Annotated in this window: 14 protein-coding genes and 1 other RNA gene; 12 read left to right on the forward strand and 3 right to left on the reverse strand. The window is 36.6% G+C overall.

From position 1 onward, the window contains the following. Positions 1-7 precede the first annotated feature (7 nt). Positions 8-4,039 carry a non-ribosomal peptide synthetase gene (locus tag I5M19_RS07405; RefSeq protein ID WP_200065567.1) on the forward strand — a complete coding sequence of 1,344 codons (4,032 nt, stop codon included), beginning with the start codon at positions 8-10 and terminating at the stop codon, positions 4,037-4,039. Positions 4,040-4,077: 38 nt separating this feature from the next. Then, on the forward strand, positions 4,078-4,833 hold the full coding sequence (locus I5M19_RS07410; protein ID WP_200065568.1) for a 4'-phosphopantetheinyl transferase family protein: 756 nt from the start codon (positions 4,078-4,080) through the stop codon (positions 4,831-4,833). 49 nt (positions 4,834-4,882) lie between these two features. Here the strand turns inward: I5M19_RS07410 and I5M19_RS07415 are convergent, their stop codons facing one another. After that, a complete protein-coding gene (locus I5M19_RS07415) occupies positions 4,883-6,286 on the reverse strand; it encodes an alpha-L-fucosidase (RefSeq protein ID WP_200065569.1) in 1,404 nt (467 codons plus the stop codon). A gap of 190 nt (positions 6,287-6,476) precedes the next feature. Between I5M19_RS07415 and I5M19_RS07420 the strand changes: the two genes are divergently transcribed. From I5M19_RS07420 to I5M19_RS07445, 6 genes are all read left to right on the forward strand, one after another. After that, complete coding sequence (locus tag I5M19_RS07420) at positions 6,477-6,905, forward strand: MerC domain-containing protein (RefSeq protein WP_200065570.1); 429 nt, start codon at positions 6,477-6,479, stop codon at positions 6,903-6,905. Between the two features lie 34 nt (positions 6,906-6,939). Continuing rightward, entirely contained in the window at positions 6,940-7,383 is a 444-nt protein-coding gene (locus I5M19_RS07425) for a Fur family transcriptional regulator (RefSeq protein ID WP_200065571.1), read from the forward strand. A gap of 101 nt (positions 7,384-7,484) precedes the next feature. Continuing rightward, positions 7,485-8,309 carry an N-acetylmuramoyl-L-alanine amidase family protein gene (locus tag I5M19_RS07430; RefSeq protein WP_200065572.1) on the forward strand — a complete coding sequence of 275 codons (825 nt, stop codon included), beginning with the start codon at positions 7,485-7,487 and terminating at the stop codon, positions 8,307-8,309. 87 nt (positions 8,310-8,396) lie between these two features. Then, a complete protein-coding gene (locus I5M19_RS07435) occupies positions 8,397-9,170 on the forward strand; it encodes a TerC family protein (protein ID WP_200065573.1) in 774 nt (257 codons plus the stop codon). Positions 9,171-9,198: 28 nt separating this feature from the next. Further along, the gene (locus I5M19_RS07440; RefSeq protein ID WP_200065574.1) at positions 9,199-9,639 is read left to right on the forward strand and encodes a phosphatidylglycerophosphatase A family protein; all 441 of its coding nucleotides are present in this window, start codon (positions 9,199-9,201) and stop codon (positions 9,637-9,639) included. Positions 9,640-9,648: 9 nt separating this feature from the next. Further along, the gene (locus I5M19_RS07445; RefSeq protein WP_200065575.1) at positions 9,649-10,083 is read left to right on the forward strand and encodes a GNAT family N-acetyltransferase; all 435 of its coding nucleotides are present in this window, start codon (positions 9,649-9,651) and stop codon (positions 10,081-10,083) included. A 33-nt stretch (positions 10,084-10,116) separates the two neighbouring features. On the opposite strand, the gene I5M19_RS07450 is transcribed toward I5M19_RS07445, so the two are convergent. Continuing rightward, entirely contained in the window at positions 10,117-12,549 is a 2,433-nt protein-coding gene (locus I5M19_RS07450; protein ID WP_200065576.1) for an alpha-ketoacid dehydrogenase subunit alpha/beta, read from the reverse strand. Positions 12,550-12,708: 159 nt separating this feature from the next. Between I5M19_RS07450 and I5M19_RS07455 the strand changes: the two genes are divergently transcribed. From I5M19_RS07455 to I5M19_RS07470, 4 genes are all read left to right on the forward strand, one after another. After that, positions 12,709-13,110, forward strand: coding sequence for a DUF1573 domain-containing protein (locus tag I5M19_RS07455; protein WP_200065577.1), 402 nt, complete (start codon positions 12,709-12,711; stop codon positions 13,108-13,110). Between the two features lie 124 nt (positions 13,111-13,234). Further along, a complete protein-coding gene (locus tag I5M19_RS07460) occupies positions 13,235-14,431 on the forward strand; it encodes a pyridoxal phosphate-dependent aminotransferase (protein WP_200065578.1) in 1,197 nt (398 codons plus the stop codon). A 112-nt stretch (positions 14,432-14,543) separates the two neighbouring features. Next, positions 14,544-14,914: a transfer-messenger RNA gene (gene ssrA, locus I5M19_RS07465) on the forward strand. A 294-nt stretch (positions 14,915-15,208) separates the two neighbouring features. Then, on the forward strand, positions 15,209-16,420 hold the full coding sequence (locus tag I5M19_RS07470) for a hypothetical protein (RefSeq protein WP_200065579.1): 1,212 nt from the start codon (positions 15,209-15,211) through the stop codon (positions 16,418-16,420). Between the two features lie 240 nt (positions 16,421-16,660). Here I5M19_RS07470 and I5M19_RS07475 read toward each other — a convergent pair whose 3' ends face one another. After that, complete coding sequence (locus I5M19_RS07475) at positions 16,661-18,229, reverse strand: PAS domain-containing sensor histidine kinase (RefSeq protein ID WP_200065580.1); 1,569 nt, start codon at positions 18,227-18,229, stop codon at positions 16,661-16,663. Positions 18,230-18,246: the final 17 nt, after the last annotated feature.

The following is an 18,246-nucleotide window of genomic DNA, read 5'->3' on the forward strand; positions in this document are numbered from 1 at the left end:
ATTGAATTTGGAATTAGAAATTTTTACTAAAAACGGCCTTCCTGTTGATTTTGACCCGTTTGCAGGACCCGAAATTTTATTGATTGCCCCGGCAACAGAACCACAGATAGAGATTTGGACTTCCTGTTTAATAGGTGGTTCGGATGCAAGTTGTGCTTACAATGATTCCGCTTCATTGTTGTTAACCGGCCCGTTTGACGACAATGCCATGCGCCTGGCTTTACAGGCATTATCAGATCGCCATGAGGCATTACGCACCGTATTTAGTGGAGACGGTAAGACTATCTGTGTTTATAATAATCCAAAAATTAGCTTCGATTATCATGATATCTCCACTCAGGAAGCTGAACAGAATGCATCATTTATACAAAATTATGCAAGGCAAAATGCAATCACTCCAATGGACCTGGTATATGGCCCGTTGTTTAAAACGGCTCTGTTCAAATTAAATAATGATGAACATTATTTAACATTTATTGCGCATCACATTATCTGCGACGGCTGGTCGGTAGGAGTAATTTTACAAGACCTGAGTAAACTTTATACAGCCTTTGCAAAAGGAATAGAACCGATATTGCCTCCGGCCCCACAATTTAGTGATTATGCGGTTGATCAATCATTTTCAGAAGAAGATGCAACTTTGCGAGAGAACGAAGCTTTTTGGATAGATCAGTTTAAAGGGAGCGACCACCTGCTGAATTTACCAACAGATAATCCGCGACCAACATATCGTACTTTTAAAAGCAATCGTGCCGATTTTAATTTAGAAGCCAATTTGGTTAACGATATTAAAAAAATGGCACGTAAGGCGGGCAGCAGTTTTGTTACCGCGTTGCTTGCTGCTTTCGAAGTTTTTTTACAACAAATAACAACTCAGGACGAAATTATTTTAGGCCTGCCCTCTGCGGGGCAATCTGCTACAGGCAATTACGGCCTGGTGGGGCACTGTGTAAATTTATTGGCTTTACGTACCATACCTGACAGAGAACTGCAATTTGTTGACTATTTAAAACAGAGAAAGACTGCCATACTTGATGCTTACGAGCATCAGCAGTATACATTTGGGAGTTTGCTGAAAAAACTAAACATTCCTCGCGATGCATCACGTATACCACTCGTCCCTGTAGTGTTCAATATAGATATCGGCATGGATGAGGGGGTGGATTTTTACAACCTTAAACACCAGTACATTAACAATCCAAGAGAATACGAAACATTTGAGATATTCCTGAACATTACCGATCAAAAGGATGGATTGATATTAGAATGGTCTTATAATTCCCAGTTGTTTAGCCCTGAAACCATCACACGAATGATGGATGAGTTTGAGTATCTATTAAGGCAGATTGTTAAAAATCCGGAGATTATGATCGGAAGAATTCCGACTAAAGATGCACAGGAAATTAAAAATAAATTACAATTATGGAACAATACTAAAGTTAGCTATCCCAAGAATAAATCGCTTTCTGCCATAATTAGTGATACAGTTACAGTCAATTATGAAAACGTTGCCTTACAGTTCTATAAGCAAAAATATACTTATAAACAGCTCAACGAAAAATCTAATCAGCTTGCTCACGCCTTAATAAAATTTGGCCTGAATAAAGGAGATCGTGTTGCACTGTTAGTTGACAGATCTGAAAAATTAGTGGTAGCATTATTGGCAATAATGAAAGCCGGGGGGGCATATATTCCGCTTGATCCGCTTTTCCCGGTTAACCGGATTAATTATATGTTGACGGATTCGGATGCGAAATTACTGCTGACTGAAAGCAATTACAGCGGACAGTATATTCATGGCAATGAAGTTTTACTTGATAATGTTTGGCACGAACTTGCCGAATACCCTTCTAATGAACCCGATGTATGTATTAAAGGCGACGATTTGCTTTATATATTATACACCTCAGGATCAACGGGTTCACCCAAAGGGGTACAAATTGCACATCATAATGTGGTTAACTTTCTGTTGAGCATGCAAAAAGTCCCCGGTATAACACCTCAAGATAAATTACTTGCTGTTACTACCATTAGCTTTGATATAGCCGGGCTCGAAATATTTTTGCCCCTCATAACCGGGGCCCAACTTATATTAACTGATGCAGTTATAGCCAAGGACGGCTTCGCTCTGCTTGAGATAATTAAAAATCAGAAAATTACCCTAATGCAAGCTACGCCATATACCTGGCGGATTTTGTTAGAGGCAGGTTGGCAAAATCAACCGTTAAAAGCAATATGTGGAGGCGAAGCACTGCCGCTTGATCTTGCATCGAGGATACTTGATCGTGCATCATCACTATGGAATGTATATGGTCCAACTGAAACCACCATATGGTCAACAATAAAAGAAATTACTAATGCTGACGAAACAATCACAATAGGTAAACCAATAGATAATACGAGTATTTATGTATTAGACAGGTTTCTTAATCCCATAGCACCAGGAGTTGCGGGAGAAATATACATTGGTGGCGAAGGAGTGGCAAAAGGTTATTGGAAAAAACCGGATCTGACAGCCGAAAAGTTTATAGACGATCCATTTTCGGCTATTTCCGGTGCAAAAATGTATCGTACGGGCGATATTGGAACTTTTACCAGTGATGGAGAATTAGTTTATCTGTCAAGAACAGACAATCAGATAAAGATACGCGGTTACAGAATTGAAACAGGTGAAATTGAGCACTATCTTTCAAAGATTAGCGATATAAAAGAAGCAGTTGTTGTAACCAGTGCCGATTATAATGGCATTCAAAAACTGGTTGCTTACGTAGTAGTTTATGACAATACACTGAGTGAAAACAATAATGAGAATATAAGCAATTGGCGTATTGAATTGCATAGTTCACTACCTGATTACATGATACCTGATAATTTTATTATTATATCCGAAATACCATTAACACCTAATGGTAAGGTGAATAAAAAGGCACTTATTACTCAACAGCCATTAATTGCTGCAAACATTGGCCAATATATTTCCCCACGCACTGATACCGAAAAATTAGTACATGATATTTGGAAAGAGTATTTAGAAATTGAAAGGATAAGTGTACTTGATAATTTCTTTGAACTTGGCGGGCATTCCTTAATAGCAGTACAGGTGATGGCGCGTATTGAGAAGGAAACCGGTAAACGTTTACCATTAGCAGTACTGTTTGAAAATTCTACGATAGAAAAACTGTCGCTTGTGCTGCAGAGGGATGGTCGTTCCATTACATGGGATTCTTTAGTACCTATAAAGCCAAAAGGTAATAAAATGCCTATTTATATTGTGCATGGTGCAGGTTTAAATGTACTATTATTCAATACATTAGCTAAACATATGGATGATGACCAACCTGTATACGGTTTGCAGGCAAAAGGGCTAAACGGGGTTGATGAACCGCTTAATAGAATAGAAGATATTGCAGCACACTATATTTCATCTATTATGAGCCAAAATCCGGACGGGCCTTACGCTCTTGCCGGCTTTTCATTCGGTGGCATCATAGCGTTTGAAATGGCCAGGCAACTGGAAGCGTTAAATAAAGAGGTAAAAATGTTGGCGATGTTTGACACATACGCTTATCGCACACCGCATTATGATCCATGGTTATTAAAGCATTACAAACGGGGCATGTATTTTGGACGCAAGCTTTGGTATTCTGTAACGTTTCAGGAAGGTTTTATTAAAACCATTAAGCACAGAAGCAAAGCACTTAAAAGAGGGGCGACCCGCTTTTACTGGCGATTTAGATATGGTAAAGAACAAAAACAAACAGGTTTTTTTGGTTATTCTAATAAAATTGATCAGATGAATGATATTGCCCAAAAACACTATAGAATACAACCATATGAAATAACAATAGAGTTGTTTAGAGCAGAAGTACGTTCATTTTACCTTGATGATTTTGAATATATGGGGTGGAAGCCCTATGCGCTTAAAGGAATAAATATTCATAATATCCCCGGTGAGCATAACACGATATTTAAGGATCCAAATGATAAAGTTTTTGCTAAAATATTACAGGAGTGTTTAGATAAAGCGGTTAAAAGATAAATCATAGTTTAATACCTGGTATTTCAAGAAGTTTGCGCATGGGAATAAAAATTGGTTGGATTGCAGATAGAATAGTGTGGAAGAACTCGTTTTTAGAATATCGCATTAAACCCAATGAAATGCATATTTGGCGCATAAATATTGATGATTTTATTAACCAGACTGATTTTTTAATCCGCCTGCTAAATAATTCGGAAATTGAGCGTGCAAACAAATATTTCAGGGAAAACGACAGGATAAGATTTATAGTAAGCCGCGGAATGCAACGGTCTGTTTTAGCGAATTACCTAAATATTCCGGCGGCGGAACTAAGATTCGCTTTGTCAGAAAATAAAAAACCGTACATTTTAAACACCAATCCCGATAATGTCCGGTATAATATTTCACATTCCGGATGTTGGATATTATTGGCTATTTCATCTACAGAGGTAGGATGTGATGTCGAATATGTTGACCCTTTATTAAAATTTAATGATGTAATTAAAGATCACTTTAGTACCCAAGAAACCGAATATATTGGTAAGGACAACTCCACTAAAAAGTTTTTCACTTTATGGACACGTAAAGAGACGATTTTAAAAGCCACGGGCGAGGGGTTAGGAGATATTTTAAGATCTGTACCATCACTAAATGGCGAACACCCATTACCAGATAACATTTCCGGTCATAACAGCGAACTTATGCTTTTGAGTTTCAATCTGGATGTTGATTACGTAGCCAGTGTAGCCTCTTTTAACTCTAATACTTTTCCATTATTTATTGATGCCGGTTTTTTAAATAAAGCATGTTATTAATCTAATTACGGAAAATTGCAATAATCTTCTTTGGCTTTAAAATACTTAATTACCTTCTTTCATTATAAACACCAAATTCGGCTATGGAAACCTGGTGATCTGCTTTATCTATCCAAACCCTTACCTTATTTCCCCAAACTCTGTTAAAGCGGTTTATTTTAACCTTAGCACTGTTCTCGGCAGATAAAATAGGTGTCCATTTGCCATCTTTTAAATATTCCAGATGATATTTGGTAATGTTTGGTTTCTGTTCGGCTATTGTAATATTATTAAAAGCGATATCGTGCCCGAAATCAACCTCATACCAGGGCTTTTCTACTTTAGGATTCGATACCCACGAAGTTGTAAAGTCATCGTCGTTGGCAAAGTCCATTATTTCAGAGTCATCACTCCAACTGGAATTCGCCATTTTATTTTTCGCCAAATTGGTAGATATTATCGGCGCACCTGTTGGCGTTAACTTTGGTGCAGGGCCATCATTATGCCATAACTTACCAATCTGCTTAAGTGCTGCTAAGGCATTATCATCAATTAACCCCTCCGTGTTTGGTGCAACATTGAGGATAAAATTGCAATCAACTTTATTTAAGGGTATAATATTATCATTAACTAACTTCACCGGATCTTTAACAGGCGTGGTAGGAAATGAAGTTTTCCAAAACCAGTTTTGGTTAAGAGGGAGGCAGGCTAGTGCAGGCATACGATTAGTTTCCTTAGAAACTCTTTGACCGGCACCCATTTCATAGGTTTTTATATCTGTATAATACAAACCTTCTGCGGGATATTTTGCACCATTCAGATCCATTAATACACAATCAGGTTGTAATGATTTTACCAGATAATAAATATCTTCAAATTGTATATCATCATAGGATATTCTTGACCAGGGAGCATCCCAGCCATCAATTATTAAAGCTTCAATTTTTCCATAGTTGGTTAATAGTTCGGTTATTTGTGCTTTTACCATCTCAAAATCTTTTTGAGTAATGGCATTGGGCCGCAAGCGATGATGGGTATCTAATATAGAATAATATAGCATTACTTTAAGGCCGTTTGCCCGGAATGCATCTGTAAATTCTTTAACAACATCCCGTTTAAGTGGACTGTTCATTACATTGTAATCGGTGGTTTTAGTATCCCAGATGCAAAAACCGCTGTGATGTTTAGTGGTAAGACAACCGTAACTCATATTTGCAGATTTAGCAGCTTTTGCCCACTGATCACAATTTAATTTTGTTGGGTTAAAAATAGTTGGTGATGCGTCGGGGTCCGGCCAGTCTGCATTCATATAAGTGGGGATATTAAAATGAATGAACATGCCAAATCGCAAATCAACGAATTTCTGCTGAAGTACTGTTAATGATTGAGGCTCTTTAATATTTTGACAAGTTGCAGGAGCAATATTGATTAATAAAATTGTAAAAACTGATAAAGCAAATAATTTGATAGACATATTTATAATTATAAAAATATGTGAGCAATATACTATTTAGAGGTTTTATTAGCTAACATCCATCAAAAAACATGAATGAAAATATGTGATGATAAAAACGCAATCGTCATAGATATGTCGTAATACACATAAAATTAACTTTTTGACATGCTAAATGAAATATTGTTGCATTTGTGATTATATTTGCAACATGAGATCATCTAAGATGAACCTTAAAAAATTGGATAATATTGGAATGACGGCATCGACTTTATGTGCTATACATTGCGCAGCTGTACCCATATTTTTTACCAGTTTACCACTTGTCGGTCTGGGTTTTTTAGCTAATCCATGGGTAGAATGGATAATGATATTATTTGCGCTTTTAGTAGGTGTTTCATCTATAGGAACATCCGTAAAAATTCATCATCGCTTATTGCCGTTGATATTATTAATTGCGGGTTTTGTAACAGTGATTGCGGGCCATTTGCTCATTAGCGGCTGGCTGGAAGCCGTGGTAGTGCCATCTGGGGGGATAGTAATTGCGATAGCGCATTTTGTAAATTATAAATACGCCGGTACCTGCCAGGCCGGAGATAATTATTTTCATTTAAAACATGATCATTCCAACCACAATTAATTGTGTTATTTTGGTATAATTACAGCAAATTAGAATGACACAGGTAAAAAACACCTTCCAATTTGAAGATATGCTGAAAAAGCATCATTTGAAAAAAACTGCTCCGCGTTTAAGGGTACTCTCCATGATGTATTCAAAAACTACAGCTACATCACAACCCGATCTTGAAAATGTAATGCATGATATTGATAGGGTTACACTATATCGTATTTTAAATATTTTTGAAGAAAAAGGAATAATTCATAAAGTATTCGACTTGAATGGAACTGCTAATTATGCAGTATGTTCATCCGGCTGTCAGGAAAATCACCATCACGATGAGCATCTGCATTTTAATTGTACACGATGTAAAAATGTTTATTGTATTAATGACCTGTATTTACCGGGTTTAACACTACCTGAAGGTTTTAAAGCCGAAAGCTTTACCTTATATGCTAATGGCATATGCCCCAAATGCGAAAAAAAACCTCATCATTAATATTAGTAATATTTGCAATAATGTTGCATAACAGTAAATAATTTTATTACTACAGATATTATTTTATCAAAATATACGTTAAGGCTAATTTCATTATATAAATGCTTAAAAGACATTTAAGACTATTAATTGTAATTGGTCTATCAGTTTTACCGTTCAAGGCAATTTGTTCTGTTACATATTTAACGGACACCATCAAAATTCAAGGATTTAAATTTAAAACAATTGTTATTGATGCAGGGCATGGCGGTAAAGACCCCGGTGCTCATGGTAAATATTCACAGGAGAAAAATGTGGCCCTGTCTATAGCCAAAAAATTACAGTTAGCCATACAAACCCAGATAAAAGATATAAATGTAGTGATGACCAGAGCCGATGATACTTTTATTGAGTTGAACAAACGTTCTGATATCGCCAATAAAAACCAGGGCAACTTATTTATATCCATTCACTGTAATTCATCACCAGAAGGAACAGCAAGCCGACCTAATAAACGAAAAGGAGTAATGTTACTGGTTTATGGTTTTCATCGGGTGCAGGAGCAGTTAGAAGCTGTAAGAGAAAACGCCTCTATATTTGCAGAGAAAGACTATAAGGATAATTATAAGGCATATGATGAAAATGACCCCGCCAATGTTATAGTCTTAAAAGCATTTACACAAAAATATCGTAAGCAAAGCATACTATTTGGCGACTTGCTTAATAATGAATTTAAAAATACCGACAACAGAGAAAGTGTTGGTGTAAAGGAGCAGGGGGTATTAGTGCTGGCGCATAGTGCGATGCCCGCTGTATTAATTGAAACAGGGTTTATTAATAACCCGGATGAGGAGGAATACCTGAATTCGGAACAGGGACAAAATGAAATAGTACAATCTATAATAAGAGCTGTTCAAGCTTATCGTATTTCAATCACTGCACAATAACTTTTAAGTTATCAAATTACCAATTTTGTTAATTTAAATTAACAGATACTATATTTGCCGCTATCCGCAGATCACTAAAATAACCAGATGGATTTTTTACATACCCTGTTAGGCGATGATATAAAGGCAGGGTTACTTATAATTCTGAATTTAATTGTTATTGAGAGTTTACTTTCTGTTGATAACGCAGCGGTGCTTGCAACTATGGTACTTGATCTGCCAAAAGACCAGCGTAGCCGGGCATTACGTTATGGAATAATTGGTGCATATGTTTTACGAGGCATTTGCTTATTGTTGGCATCATGGTTGGTGAAAATATGGTGGCTTAAACCATTAGGAGGTATCTATTTAATTTATTTGGCAGTAGATTATTTCAAGTCAAAAACCGGTGTTGATAATAATGATGAAAGCATTGATAAAAATAAAAATTGGCTTTATCGTTCTACAGTTGGATTGATAGGCACATTTTGGGCAACAGTTGCTTTAGTAGAATTAATGGATCTCGCCTTTTCCATTGATAACGTTTTTGCCGCAGTGGCCTTTACCGATCATGTGTATTTAATTTACATAGGTGTTTTCATAGGTATTTTGGCAATGCGTTTTGTTGCTCAGGCATTTGTTAAATTAATAGAACGTTTTCGTTTTTTAGAACTTGCGGCATTTATAGTAATAGGTATTCTGGGCATAAAGTTAACAGCTTCTTTGTATACGCATTTTTGGCCAGAAACGGCATTCTCATTATTTATTGAAAAAGATAAAGCGGATGTAATTGTCTCTATTTTTACTGTTGCAATATTTGTTATTCCTGTGATAACCTCTCTGTTATTTAATTTCCCCAAAAAGAATGCTAATTCAAAATGAAAGTAGCTTATAATTATAATCTATATAAATGCATAAATTAATTGCATCCATATTTGGAATAGGTTACGTAAAAGGCGGCGGTACACTGGCTGCCATAGTAACCTGCCCGTTGATTTATTGGATCTGGCAATGGCATACGCCTGCTGCCCTACCGGTAATTACTTTGTTTATAACTTTATTGGGTATATATGTAGGCGATAAGGTGGAGCCCTATTGGGGAAAGGATAGTTATAGGGTAGTGATTGATGAAGTTTCGGGAATCTTGGTAACGATGTTATTTATTCCGGCTAACTTATATTTGTTATTATGCGGGTTGATATTATTCCGTTTTTTTGATATTTTAAAACCATTATACATTCGTAAAATGGAAAAACTGCCGGGTGGTACAGGTGTAATGATGGATGATGTTTTAGCCGGAATTTATAGTAACATTGTATTACAAGTAATGGTTTATTTTTTAAAACTCTGACCATCTAATATGGAATCTTCAATAGACATAAAATATCAACGTGAAAACGTACTTGCCCCCCAAGAGTTTATTGATGTTTTAAAGCGCAGTACTTTAGCCGAGCGCCGGCCGGTAGCTGATGTTGATAGAATAGAAGCCATGTGTAATAATGCTAATCTCATTATTACTGCACGTAATAATGGGAAACTGGTAGGTATTGCGCGATCGTTAAGTGATTTTGCATTTTGCACTTACCTGTCGGATCTGGCAGTTGATGAAGCATTTCAAAAAATGGGGATAGGCTTAAGACTTATCCGTGAAACTAAAATACATTCTATTAATGCCAAACTTATCTTACTGGCGGCTCCCGCAGCAATTAATTATTACCCAAAAACAGGTATGACCCATCATCAACATTGCTTTTTGTTGGATGATATCAACGATTTGAAAGTAAGCGATAAATAGTATACAATAGCATTTGATTAAATATCGCGCTGTTTAATAAATAGCAGGATATTTTGCCGGATTAGCCTCATGCATCATTTTATAAACCGCTTCAATCACATCATCAACAGATGGTTTGCTGAAGTAGTCGCCATCAGAACCGTATGGAGGACGATGTTCAGCAGCACAAAGTGTTTTTGGCTGTGCATCTAAATAGAAGTAACCATTTTGGGCCTCAATTACTTTTTGCAGAATATAAGCAGATCCTCCGCCAGGAATATCCTCATCAATCACCAATAATTTGTTGGTTTTTTGTAAGGAAGTGCCACAAGTATTATCTGTATCAAAAGGGTAGAGGGTTTGCGGATCAATAACTTCTATATTTATACCCATAGAGGCAAGTTCCTCGGCAGCTTCCATAACAATACGCAAGGTAGAGCCATATGTAACTACAGTTACATCAGTTCCTACTTTTATCACTTCGGCCTTGCCAAGTGGTATTGTAAATTCGCCGACATTAGCAGGCAACTTTTCTTTTAAGCGATAACCATTCAGACATTCAATAACTAAAGCTGGCTCGTCACCGCGTAAAAGCGTATTATACATACCTGCGGCTTGCGTCATATCTCGAGGTACACAAATGTGAACACCTCTCATAGAGTTAAGTATAATTCCTAAAGGCGATCCCGAATGCCATATCCCCTCTAAACGATGACCGCGTGTACGTACAATAAGCGGTGCTTTTTGCCCACCCCTTGTACGATAGCTCAGGCTGGCCAGATCGTCACTTAAAACGGTTATGGAATATAACAGATAATCAATGTATTGAATTTCAGCAATAGGTCTTAAACCACGCATGGCTAAGCCCATACCCTGGCCTATAATAGTAGCTTCGCGTATACCGGTGTCAGTAATACGTAAATCAGAATATTTCTTTTGCAAACCTGCAAAGCCCTGATTAACATCACCAATCGCGCCAACATCTTCACCAAAGGCTACAATGGCTTTATCACGTTCAAAATTGGCGTCAAAACATGCGTTCAATACTTCTCTGCCATCTTTTAGAGGAGCATCGTCAGCATACTCCGGGGCAATAACCGGTACCAGCAATGGCGATTGCGGTGTCCCTGTAAACAGCTTGGAATTAAACCGTTCTGTATTTTTTATATTCTCATCTGCAAGCCAATTAAGCAAAGCCTGTCTTTCCTCCGTTTGTTCATGTGGTGTTAGGCGCAAAGCTTTACGCACGGTTGCAATAGTATCCTTACGACCGGGGTCAATACAAGTTTGCAGGGAGGTAGTTACAGCAATCAGATCATCCTTTTTTGAAGATTGATTGGCCATTTGTTGAATAAGGTGTACAGCAGTAATGTTTTCCGATTTTATCTCATTCTCCAAATCGGCCCATGCTTCACGCTGGCATTCCCTTACGTGCTTTTTGGCATTCGCCTCCAGTTCGTCTATTTCTTCGGAAGTAGCAATCGCCGATTCTATCATCCAATTGCGCATTTGCTGCAAGCAATCATGTTCGTTTTCCCAAGCCAGACGTTTTTTTGATTTATAACGCTCATGCGAACCCGACGTTGAGTGGCCTTGAGGTTGGGTCATTTCAATAACATGGATCAAAACAGGTACATGTTCCTCGCGACACAATTTAATGGCATGTTCGTAAGTTTCGCAAAGCGCTACATAATCCCACCCGGGTACTTTAAAAATTTCGTATCCGTTACCATCCTCATCACGTTGAAAGCCCTTAAGTACTTCTGATATATCTTCTTTAGTAGTTTGAAGATTTGCAGGAACAGAGATGGCGTATGCATCGTCCCACACTGAAATAGCCATGGGGACCTGTAATACTCCGGCAGCATTAAATGCTTCAAAAAACAAACCCTCGGAAGTTGAACCGTTTCCTATTGTACCAAAAGCAACTTCGTTTCCATTTACTGAAAATTGTTTCAGATATTCAAGTTCTTTATTCTTACGGTATAACTTTGATGCATAAGCTAACCCTAATAAACGCGGCATGTGACCACCTGTAGTGGAAATATCCGCAGCTATATTCATGGTTTCTGACTGGTTAGTCCAGTTTCCATCTTTATCAATATAACGGGTTGCATAGTGGCAGTTCATTTGCCGGCCCGCAGATGCAGGATCTTTATCTATATCCGGATTTGCATATAACTGAGCAAAAAATTCCTTCAGGTTGCTAATGCCGGTAGCAAACATAAAAGTTTGGTCGCGGTAATAACCTGCACGCCAGTCGCCTTTACGAAAAGCCTTAGCCATAGCCAGTTGTGCAACCTCTTTACCATCACCAAATATGCCGAACTTAGCCTTACCTGTTAGAACTTCGCGCCTGCCAATAATACTCGCCTGGCGGCTTTCAAATCCAACACGGTAATCTGCAATCACGATCTTCCTGAAATCGTCAAAACTTAGCTCAGCAGCAGTTAAACTGTTAGCTGTATTTAATACAGTTTCGGGCATATAAAATTTTGTTTAGGCGGTAAAATTAGGAAATTCTATTCTGTTTTTTGGTATAATCGGCCTTAAATCGGTTATTGTATGGTATAAAACGCATTGTTTTTACAATAGTTTTAAATTTACATTAAACCTTTTATATTTGTAATAAGCAAATATATAACTATGAAAAAAATATTGATGATATGCGCGGTACTTATTGGCTTTGCCTTTACCGCATCTGCCCAAGATAATGAAAAAGCTGAATTTAAGTTCAACGAAGAAAAACATGATTTTGGAAAAATACCGCAAGGCACACCTGTTACAACCGTGTTTGAGTATACTAACGTAGGTACTCAACCACTTATCTTAACAGAAGTAAGACCTACTTGTGGCTGTACCATAGCTGATTATACTAAAACACCGGTTAAAAACGGTGAAAAAGGTACAATAAAGATCACTTACAATGCAGCTGTAGTTTCGGCCTTTAATAAAACCATTGTGGTTACCTCAAACGCGAAAACACCTGTTAAATATTTGAATATTGTGGGTGAAGTTGTAGCTAAACCTGCGGTAAGCAGTAAGTAACAATTTTAATTTAATATTATATAAGGTATCGGAGAGTTCTCCGATACCTTTTTTATTTGATTTTGTTTCGCAAAAATACTATAGGATATAGATTGAGATTTAACTGCTTTTATTAATTTTGCGCATGCCAAAAATATCGCAAAAGGGGGTACAAATGCCCGCTTCGCCCATTCGTAAATTAACCCCGTTTGCTGATAAAGCTAAATTAGAGGGCAAAAAAGTATATCACTTAAATATTGGTCAGCCGGATATTGAAACACCCGAAGGGATGTTGAGTGCCATTAAAGGAATAGATTTTAAGGTGTGGGCCTACACACCATCAGAAGGAACTTTAAGCTATAGGAAAAAACTTACCGGGTATTACAACAAAATAGGTTATAACATCTCCCCGGAAAACATCATCGTAACAACCGGAGGATCGGAAGCCATTACTATAAGTATGATGGCCTGCCTTGACCCGGGTGATGAGGTGATAATCCCCGAACCATTTTACGCCAATTATAATGGCTTTGCCAACCAAAATGATATCATAGTAAAACCAATATTATCATATATAGATAATGGTTTTGCCTTGCCGCCTATAGCTGACTTTGAAAAATTAATAACGCCTAAAACAAAAGCTATAATTATTTGCAACCCTAATAACCCAACAGGTTATTTATACTCGAAAGTAGAATTAGAGGCTTTAAAGGAATTAGCGTTAAAATACGATCTATATATTTTTGCAGATGAAGCTTATAGAGAGTTTTGTTATGACGGACGGTTATTTATATCTCCTATGCATTTAAGTGGACTGGATGAAAATGTTATTGTGATGGATACGGTAAGCAAGCGTTACAGTGCCTGCGGAGCCAGGTTAGGATGTTTAATAACCAAGAACAAGGCTGTGATTGCAGCAGCGCTAAAGTTTGCACAGGCAAGGTTAAGCCCAGGTATGGTGGAGCAGATAGCAGGGGAGGCCGCTGTAGATACCCCCGATGAATACTTTGAAGCCGTGAATAAGGAATATACGCTTAGGCGTGACACGTTGGTAAATGCACTTAACAAAATGGATGGTGTTTATTGCCCTAACCCGGGAGGAGCTTTTTACGTGGTGGCAAAGCTGCCAATTGACAATGCTGATAAATTTTGCCAATGGATGCTGGAAGACTTTAGCTATAAAAACCAAACTGTAATGATGGCGCCCGCTACAGGTTTTTACAGCACACCGGATGCCGGGTTAAATGAGGTTAGGATGGCCTATGTATTAAATAATGACGATTTAAACGAGGCCATGATATGCCTGGCAGAAGCGTTAAAGATTTATCCCGGCAAACGGTAAATTAATTTAGCAACAACGGTGGAATAGCTTTTGCAAACAGCAAACTAAAAATACGTATATTTGTAGTTGGATTATCTGCTACTGAAACTAACCATTGCTACTCTAACAAAATGGGGTCGACCGGAATTGACAGGATGGAGATAAATAGGTAAGCATGCAGCGCGTTGGGTGAATTAGCGCTATAATCTGAACGCTCAAACTTACAAATGGCGAAAATAACTACGCCTTAGCTGCCTAATTTAGAATTAGAATAGCTTTTGTCCCGCCGGTTTTCGGTTTCATTGGATCGGCATACGGGGCATCGAAAAATGAAAATAGCCTGCTTAAGGGTGTGGTAAGCAAGCGAAATAAAGCATCTAAGGAATAAGGTACAGGTAAGCGGTTAACCTTCCATATTCCCGACAATTAAATAACAGCTAAGCATGTAGAAAGCTTATCTTATACCATGTTTGGACGAGGGTTCGAATCCCTCCGGCTCCACAAAACGTTCGTAAGTTACTAAACACTTGCGAACGTTTTTATTTAATAATTAGCCGCAAATCAGATAGGAAATGGTTTGTTATTTATTTAGTAGCCTCCACCGAATCACTTACCTTAAGTTGAACGTCTGTTTAGCTTACGTTTTTGTTAGAAGGCACATCAATTTGGATACAAAAAAATAAATGAAAAATTATTATGGAATAATCTCTCAATTTGCATCATCTATTTATAAAATTAACTGCTTCGATTTGAATACCTATTATACAATATCAACTAAATTGAATCAGATCTAGGCTAATGAAGAAACCAATAATAGTTTTACTTTTAATATTATTGTCGTTTCAAGTTGTTCTTTCACAAACGAAAGAAATTAAAGGCGACACCGCTTATTGGTACAAAAGAAATAGGGCATTTCAACGAACTTTGAAATTAAAGGATTTTGAAACATCAACTGATGAATTCAATTTCAGATTTAGCTATTATGGTCAAATAATTGAAATTAAAAAAGATAGTTTTAACATTAATGGGAATATAACAAATTATATTTATCATACTAAAAAAGCAAATAGAGGTAAAGTTGACACCTTATTTAGCAAAATAATTTTATCGCCAGAAAAAGCTAAAAGCATCTATAACGTTATTGTAAACTCTATGATTTTAATATTGCCGTCTGATAAAGAAATAAAGAATTGGCAACATGGAGCTGACGGAATTACTTATTTCGTCGAATACTCTGATAAAAAAAACTATTGGATAAAAAACTACTGGACGCCTTCAGCGCAAGACTCTATTCCCGAAGCACTAATAGTACTGAGTTTTATTAAAAAACTTTCTGATTCATTGAATTTGGAAGTGACCTACAAAACCTTTAAAAACGGCTTACCAAAGCAAGGCTGTTATAATTCAGGAGGGATGACAAATACTTGTTATAATTCAAATGCTTTTGAATTAGGATATAGCGGAGCAACAAAATTACCATTAGGATTTTACACTTCATATAGTGCCTCATATATAGGCAAAACAAAAGTAAATTCGGGGGTTGTTCTACAATACAATTTTGACAATAACAACTTTTACCACTTGAATTTTCAGATTTCAAAATGGAATATACTAGGTAAAGAATCCCAGCTTTCTGATTTCATTGTTTATAACTATCAAAACAGAAAACTTGATATTGACTGGCCAAACAATAATTTTCAAAATCATCAAATTGTATATGGATTAAACCTAAAAAGAAATTTTAGTGTAAGAACCGGATTGGACTACTTAATAAATAAAAATAAAAAACTCGGAGTTTATTTATATGCGTCCAAATATCTTCGCAAACCAAACATTAGCACAGAATTATCATCCTCTATATTTAACAATCAGATAAATTACAAAGCGCAAATATTTAGATCTTTCAACTTAAACCGGATACTGATGGTAAACCGGATTACTTTAGGATTGGCTTATGAAGAGTTTATGCATTATAACGATGTTTACTTTAGCATTAGATTATCATTATAAACTACAGGCGCATTAGTTTTCCTTTTTGAATCTTTCTGTCGCTTCAATCGCATCAAGCAAATCTATAACCAATATTAAAAAAATCTTCATTTTAAATAGCAGATTCAGAATTGGTTCTTAGGCAATCGGCCCGGCTCCACAACATCTTTCTTATTAATTTTAATTCCTTTAAAATATCGGTGCGAAATTCGATATAATTTGTCACTACAGCTCTTTGGGAGTAACTAACAGTGTTTAAATTTAATTCTCTATTCCGGGGGGCGGCAGCAAGGTTAATGGGAAGGTAAGTGTGAATGTGGTTCCTTTATTTAATTCGCTTTTAACTGTAATATTACCACCGAGTCTTTCTACTTGCATCTTTACCATAAATAGCCCCATTCCTTTACCTTCAACACTCCAGTCAAAGCGCTTATATAAACCAAATAAATGCACCCCATGTTTAACCAAATCAATGCCTTTGCCATTGTCACTTATATATATGTAAATGTTTGTTTCACTTAGTTTACTTGATATATTGATAACAGGTTGTATATCCGTTTGCCGATACTTTATACTGTTTACTATTAAATTCTGAAATATACTATACAAGTAACTTTTTAAACTTAATAAACTGCTTATGGTACCGAAGTCATAATTGATATTTACATTATTTTTAGTGATAATATTATTGATGCTCATTTGTATCTCTTCCAACAGTATAGGTAACGAAACTATTTCAATCTTATCATTTACTTCGCTATTTACCTGTAAAATGTTATTAAGATCAATAATTACTTTATCCATATTATGGACTGACGCAGACAGCGCGTTTAGAATTTCTTTATTCTCGATATCGTTTGAATTTGCAGACCTTAATAAATTTGACAAACCAATTATATTGGCTACAGGTGCTCTTAAGTTATGCGATACTATATAGGTGAACTGTTCCAGATCCTTATTTCGTTGTACAAGATCCGCTGTCATTTTTTCGCGTTCTTCTTCAGCGTTACGCGCTTTGGTTACATCCTTAAAATTACAAACAATTGCACTTATGTTAACATCATGCAGCATATTAGTAAACGCACTTTCAATCCACAAATAATAGCCCTTTTTGTGTCTAACACGATTAGTAATCTTATACGCATGTCCTGGTTTCGTAAGTAAGTAATCAAAAAATAACTTAACACGTTCCACATCCTCCGGATGAACAATATCTACAGCATTGCCGGTAGTATCTTTATCTCCCCATCCGATGATTCGTTCACAGGACATACTTCTGTAAAAAACTTTTAACGTACCATCAAATAATGTAATACCATCATAGCTGTTTTCTATAAGCTTCCTAAATCTTAATTCATTAGCAATTATCTTTTCAGTATTTACCTTCACACGCCTTTCCAATTCGGCATTTATTGCGGCCTTCTTTTCCTCAATTTTTTTACGTTCGGTAATATCCCGGGTAACCTTAGCAAAACCAATTAAATGACCATTATCATTGTACAAGGTTGTAAAAACAACATTCGCCCAAAAAGCTGATCCATTTTTCCTTACTCTCCAACCTTCACATTCATATAACCCATTTTTCAATGCCTGATTAAGATTGTGACGTAAAAGTTGCTTTTGCACATCATCAGAGCGATAAAATATAGATATATGTTTTCCAATGACTTCATGAGACTTATAACCCTTTATATTCTCGGCACCTTCATTCCAGCTTAAAATAAATCCGTTAGGATCAATCAAGAATATAGAGCAATCTTTTAAACTGGCTACAAGCAGCCTGAATAATTTTTCGTCTACACTTCGGTTTTCATGGTCAGAAACACTCACAGGAGTATGATAAACGG

It is taken from the genome of Mucilaginibacter segetis (genome assembly GCF_016522075.1).
In the GTDB taxonomy this organism is placed as follows: Bacteria; Bacteroidota; Bacteroidia; order Sphingobacteriales; family Sphingobacteriaceae; genus Mucilaginibacter; species Mucilaginibacter segetis.

Coding starts and splice junctions, on each gene's coding strand:
- I5M19_RS07410 (WP_200065568.1), top strand. CDS start 4,078: ATGGGAATAAAAATTGGTTGGATTGCAGATAGAATAGTGTGGAAGAAC.
- I5M19_RS07415 (WP_200065569.1), bottom strand. CDS start 6,286: ATGTCTATCAAATTATTTGCTTTATCAGTTTTTACAATTTTATTAATC.
- I5M19_RS07420 (WP_200065570.1), top strand. CDS start 6,477: ATGAGATCATCTAAGATGAACCTTAAAAAATTGGATAATATTGGAATG.
- I5M19_RS07425 (WP_200065571.1), top strand. CDS start 6,940: ATGACACAGGTAAAAAACACCTTCCAATTTGAAGATATGCTGAAAAAG.
- I5M19_RS07430 (WP_200065572.1), top strand. CDS start 7,485: ATGCTTAAAAGACATTTAAGACTATTAATTGTAATTGGTCTATCAGTT.
- I5M19_RS07435 (WP_200065573.1), top strand. CDS start 8,397: ATGGATTTTTTACATACCCTGTTAGGCGATGATATAAAGGCAGGGTTA.
- I5M19_RS07440 (WP_200065574.1), top strand. CDS start 9,199: ATGCATAAATTAATTGCATCCATATTTGGAATAGGTTACGTAAAAGGC.
- I5M19_RS07445 (WP_200065575.1), top strand. CDS start 9,649: ATGGAATCTTCAATAGACATAAAATATCAACGTGAAAACGTACTTGCC.
- I5M19_RS07450 (WP_200065576.1), bottom strand. CDS start 12,549: ATGCCCGAAACTGTATTAAATACAGCTAACAGTTTAACTGCTGCTGAG.
- I5M19_RS07455 (WP_200065577.1), top strand. CDS start 12,709: ATGAAAAAAATATTGATGATATGCGCGGTACTTATTGGCTTTGCCTTT.
- I5M19_RS07460 (WP_200065578.1), top strand. CDS start 13,235: ATGCCAAAAATATCGCAAAAGGGGGTACAAATGCCCGCTTCGCCCATT.
- I5M19_RS07470 (WP_200065579.1), top strand. CDS start 15,209: ATGAAGAAACCAATAATAGTTTTACTTTTAATATTATTGTCGTTTCAA.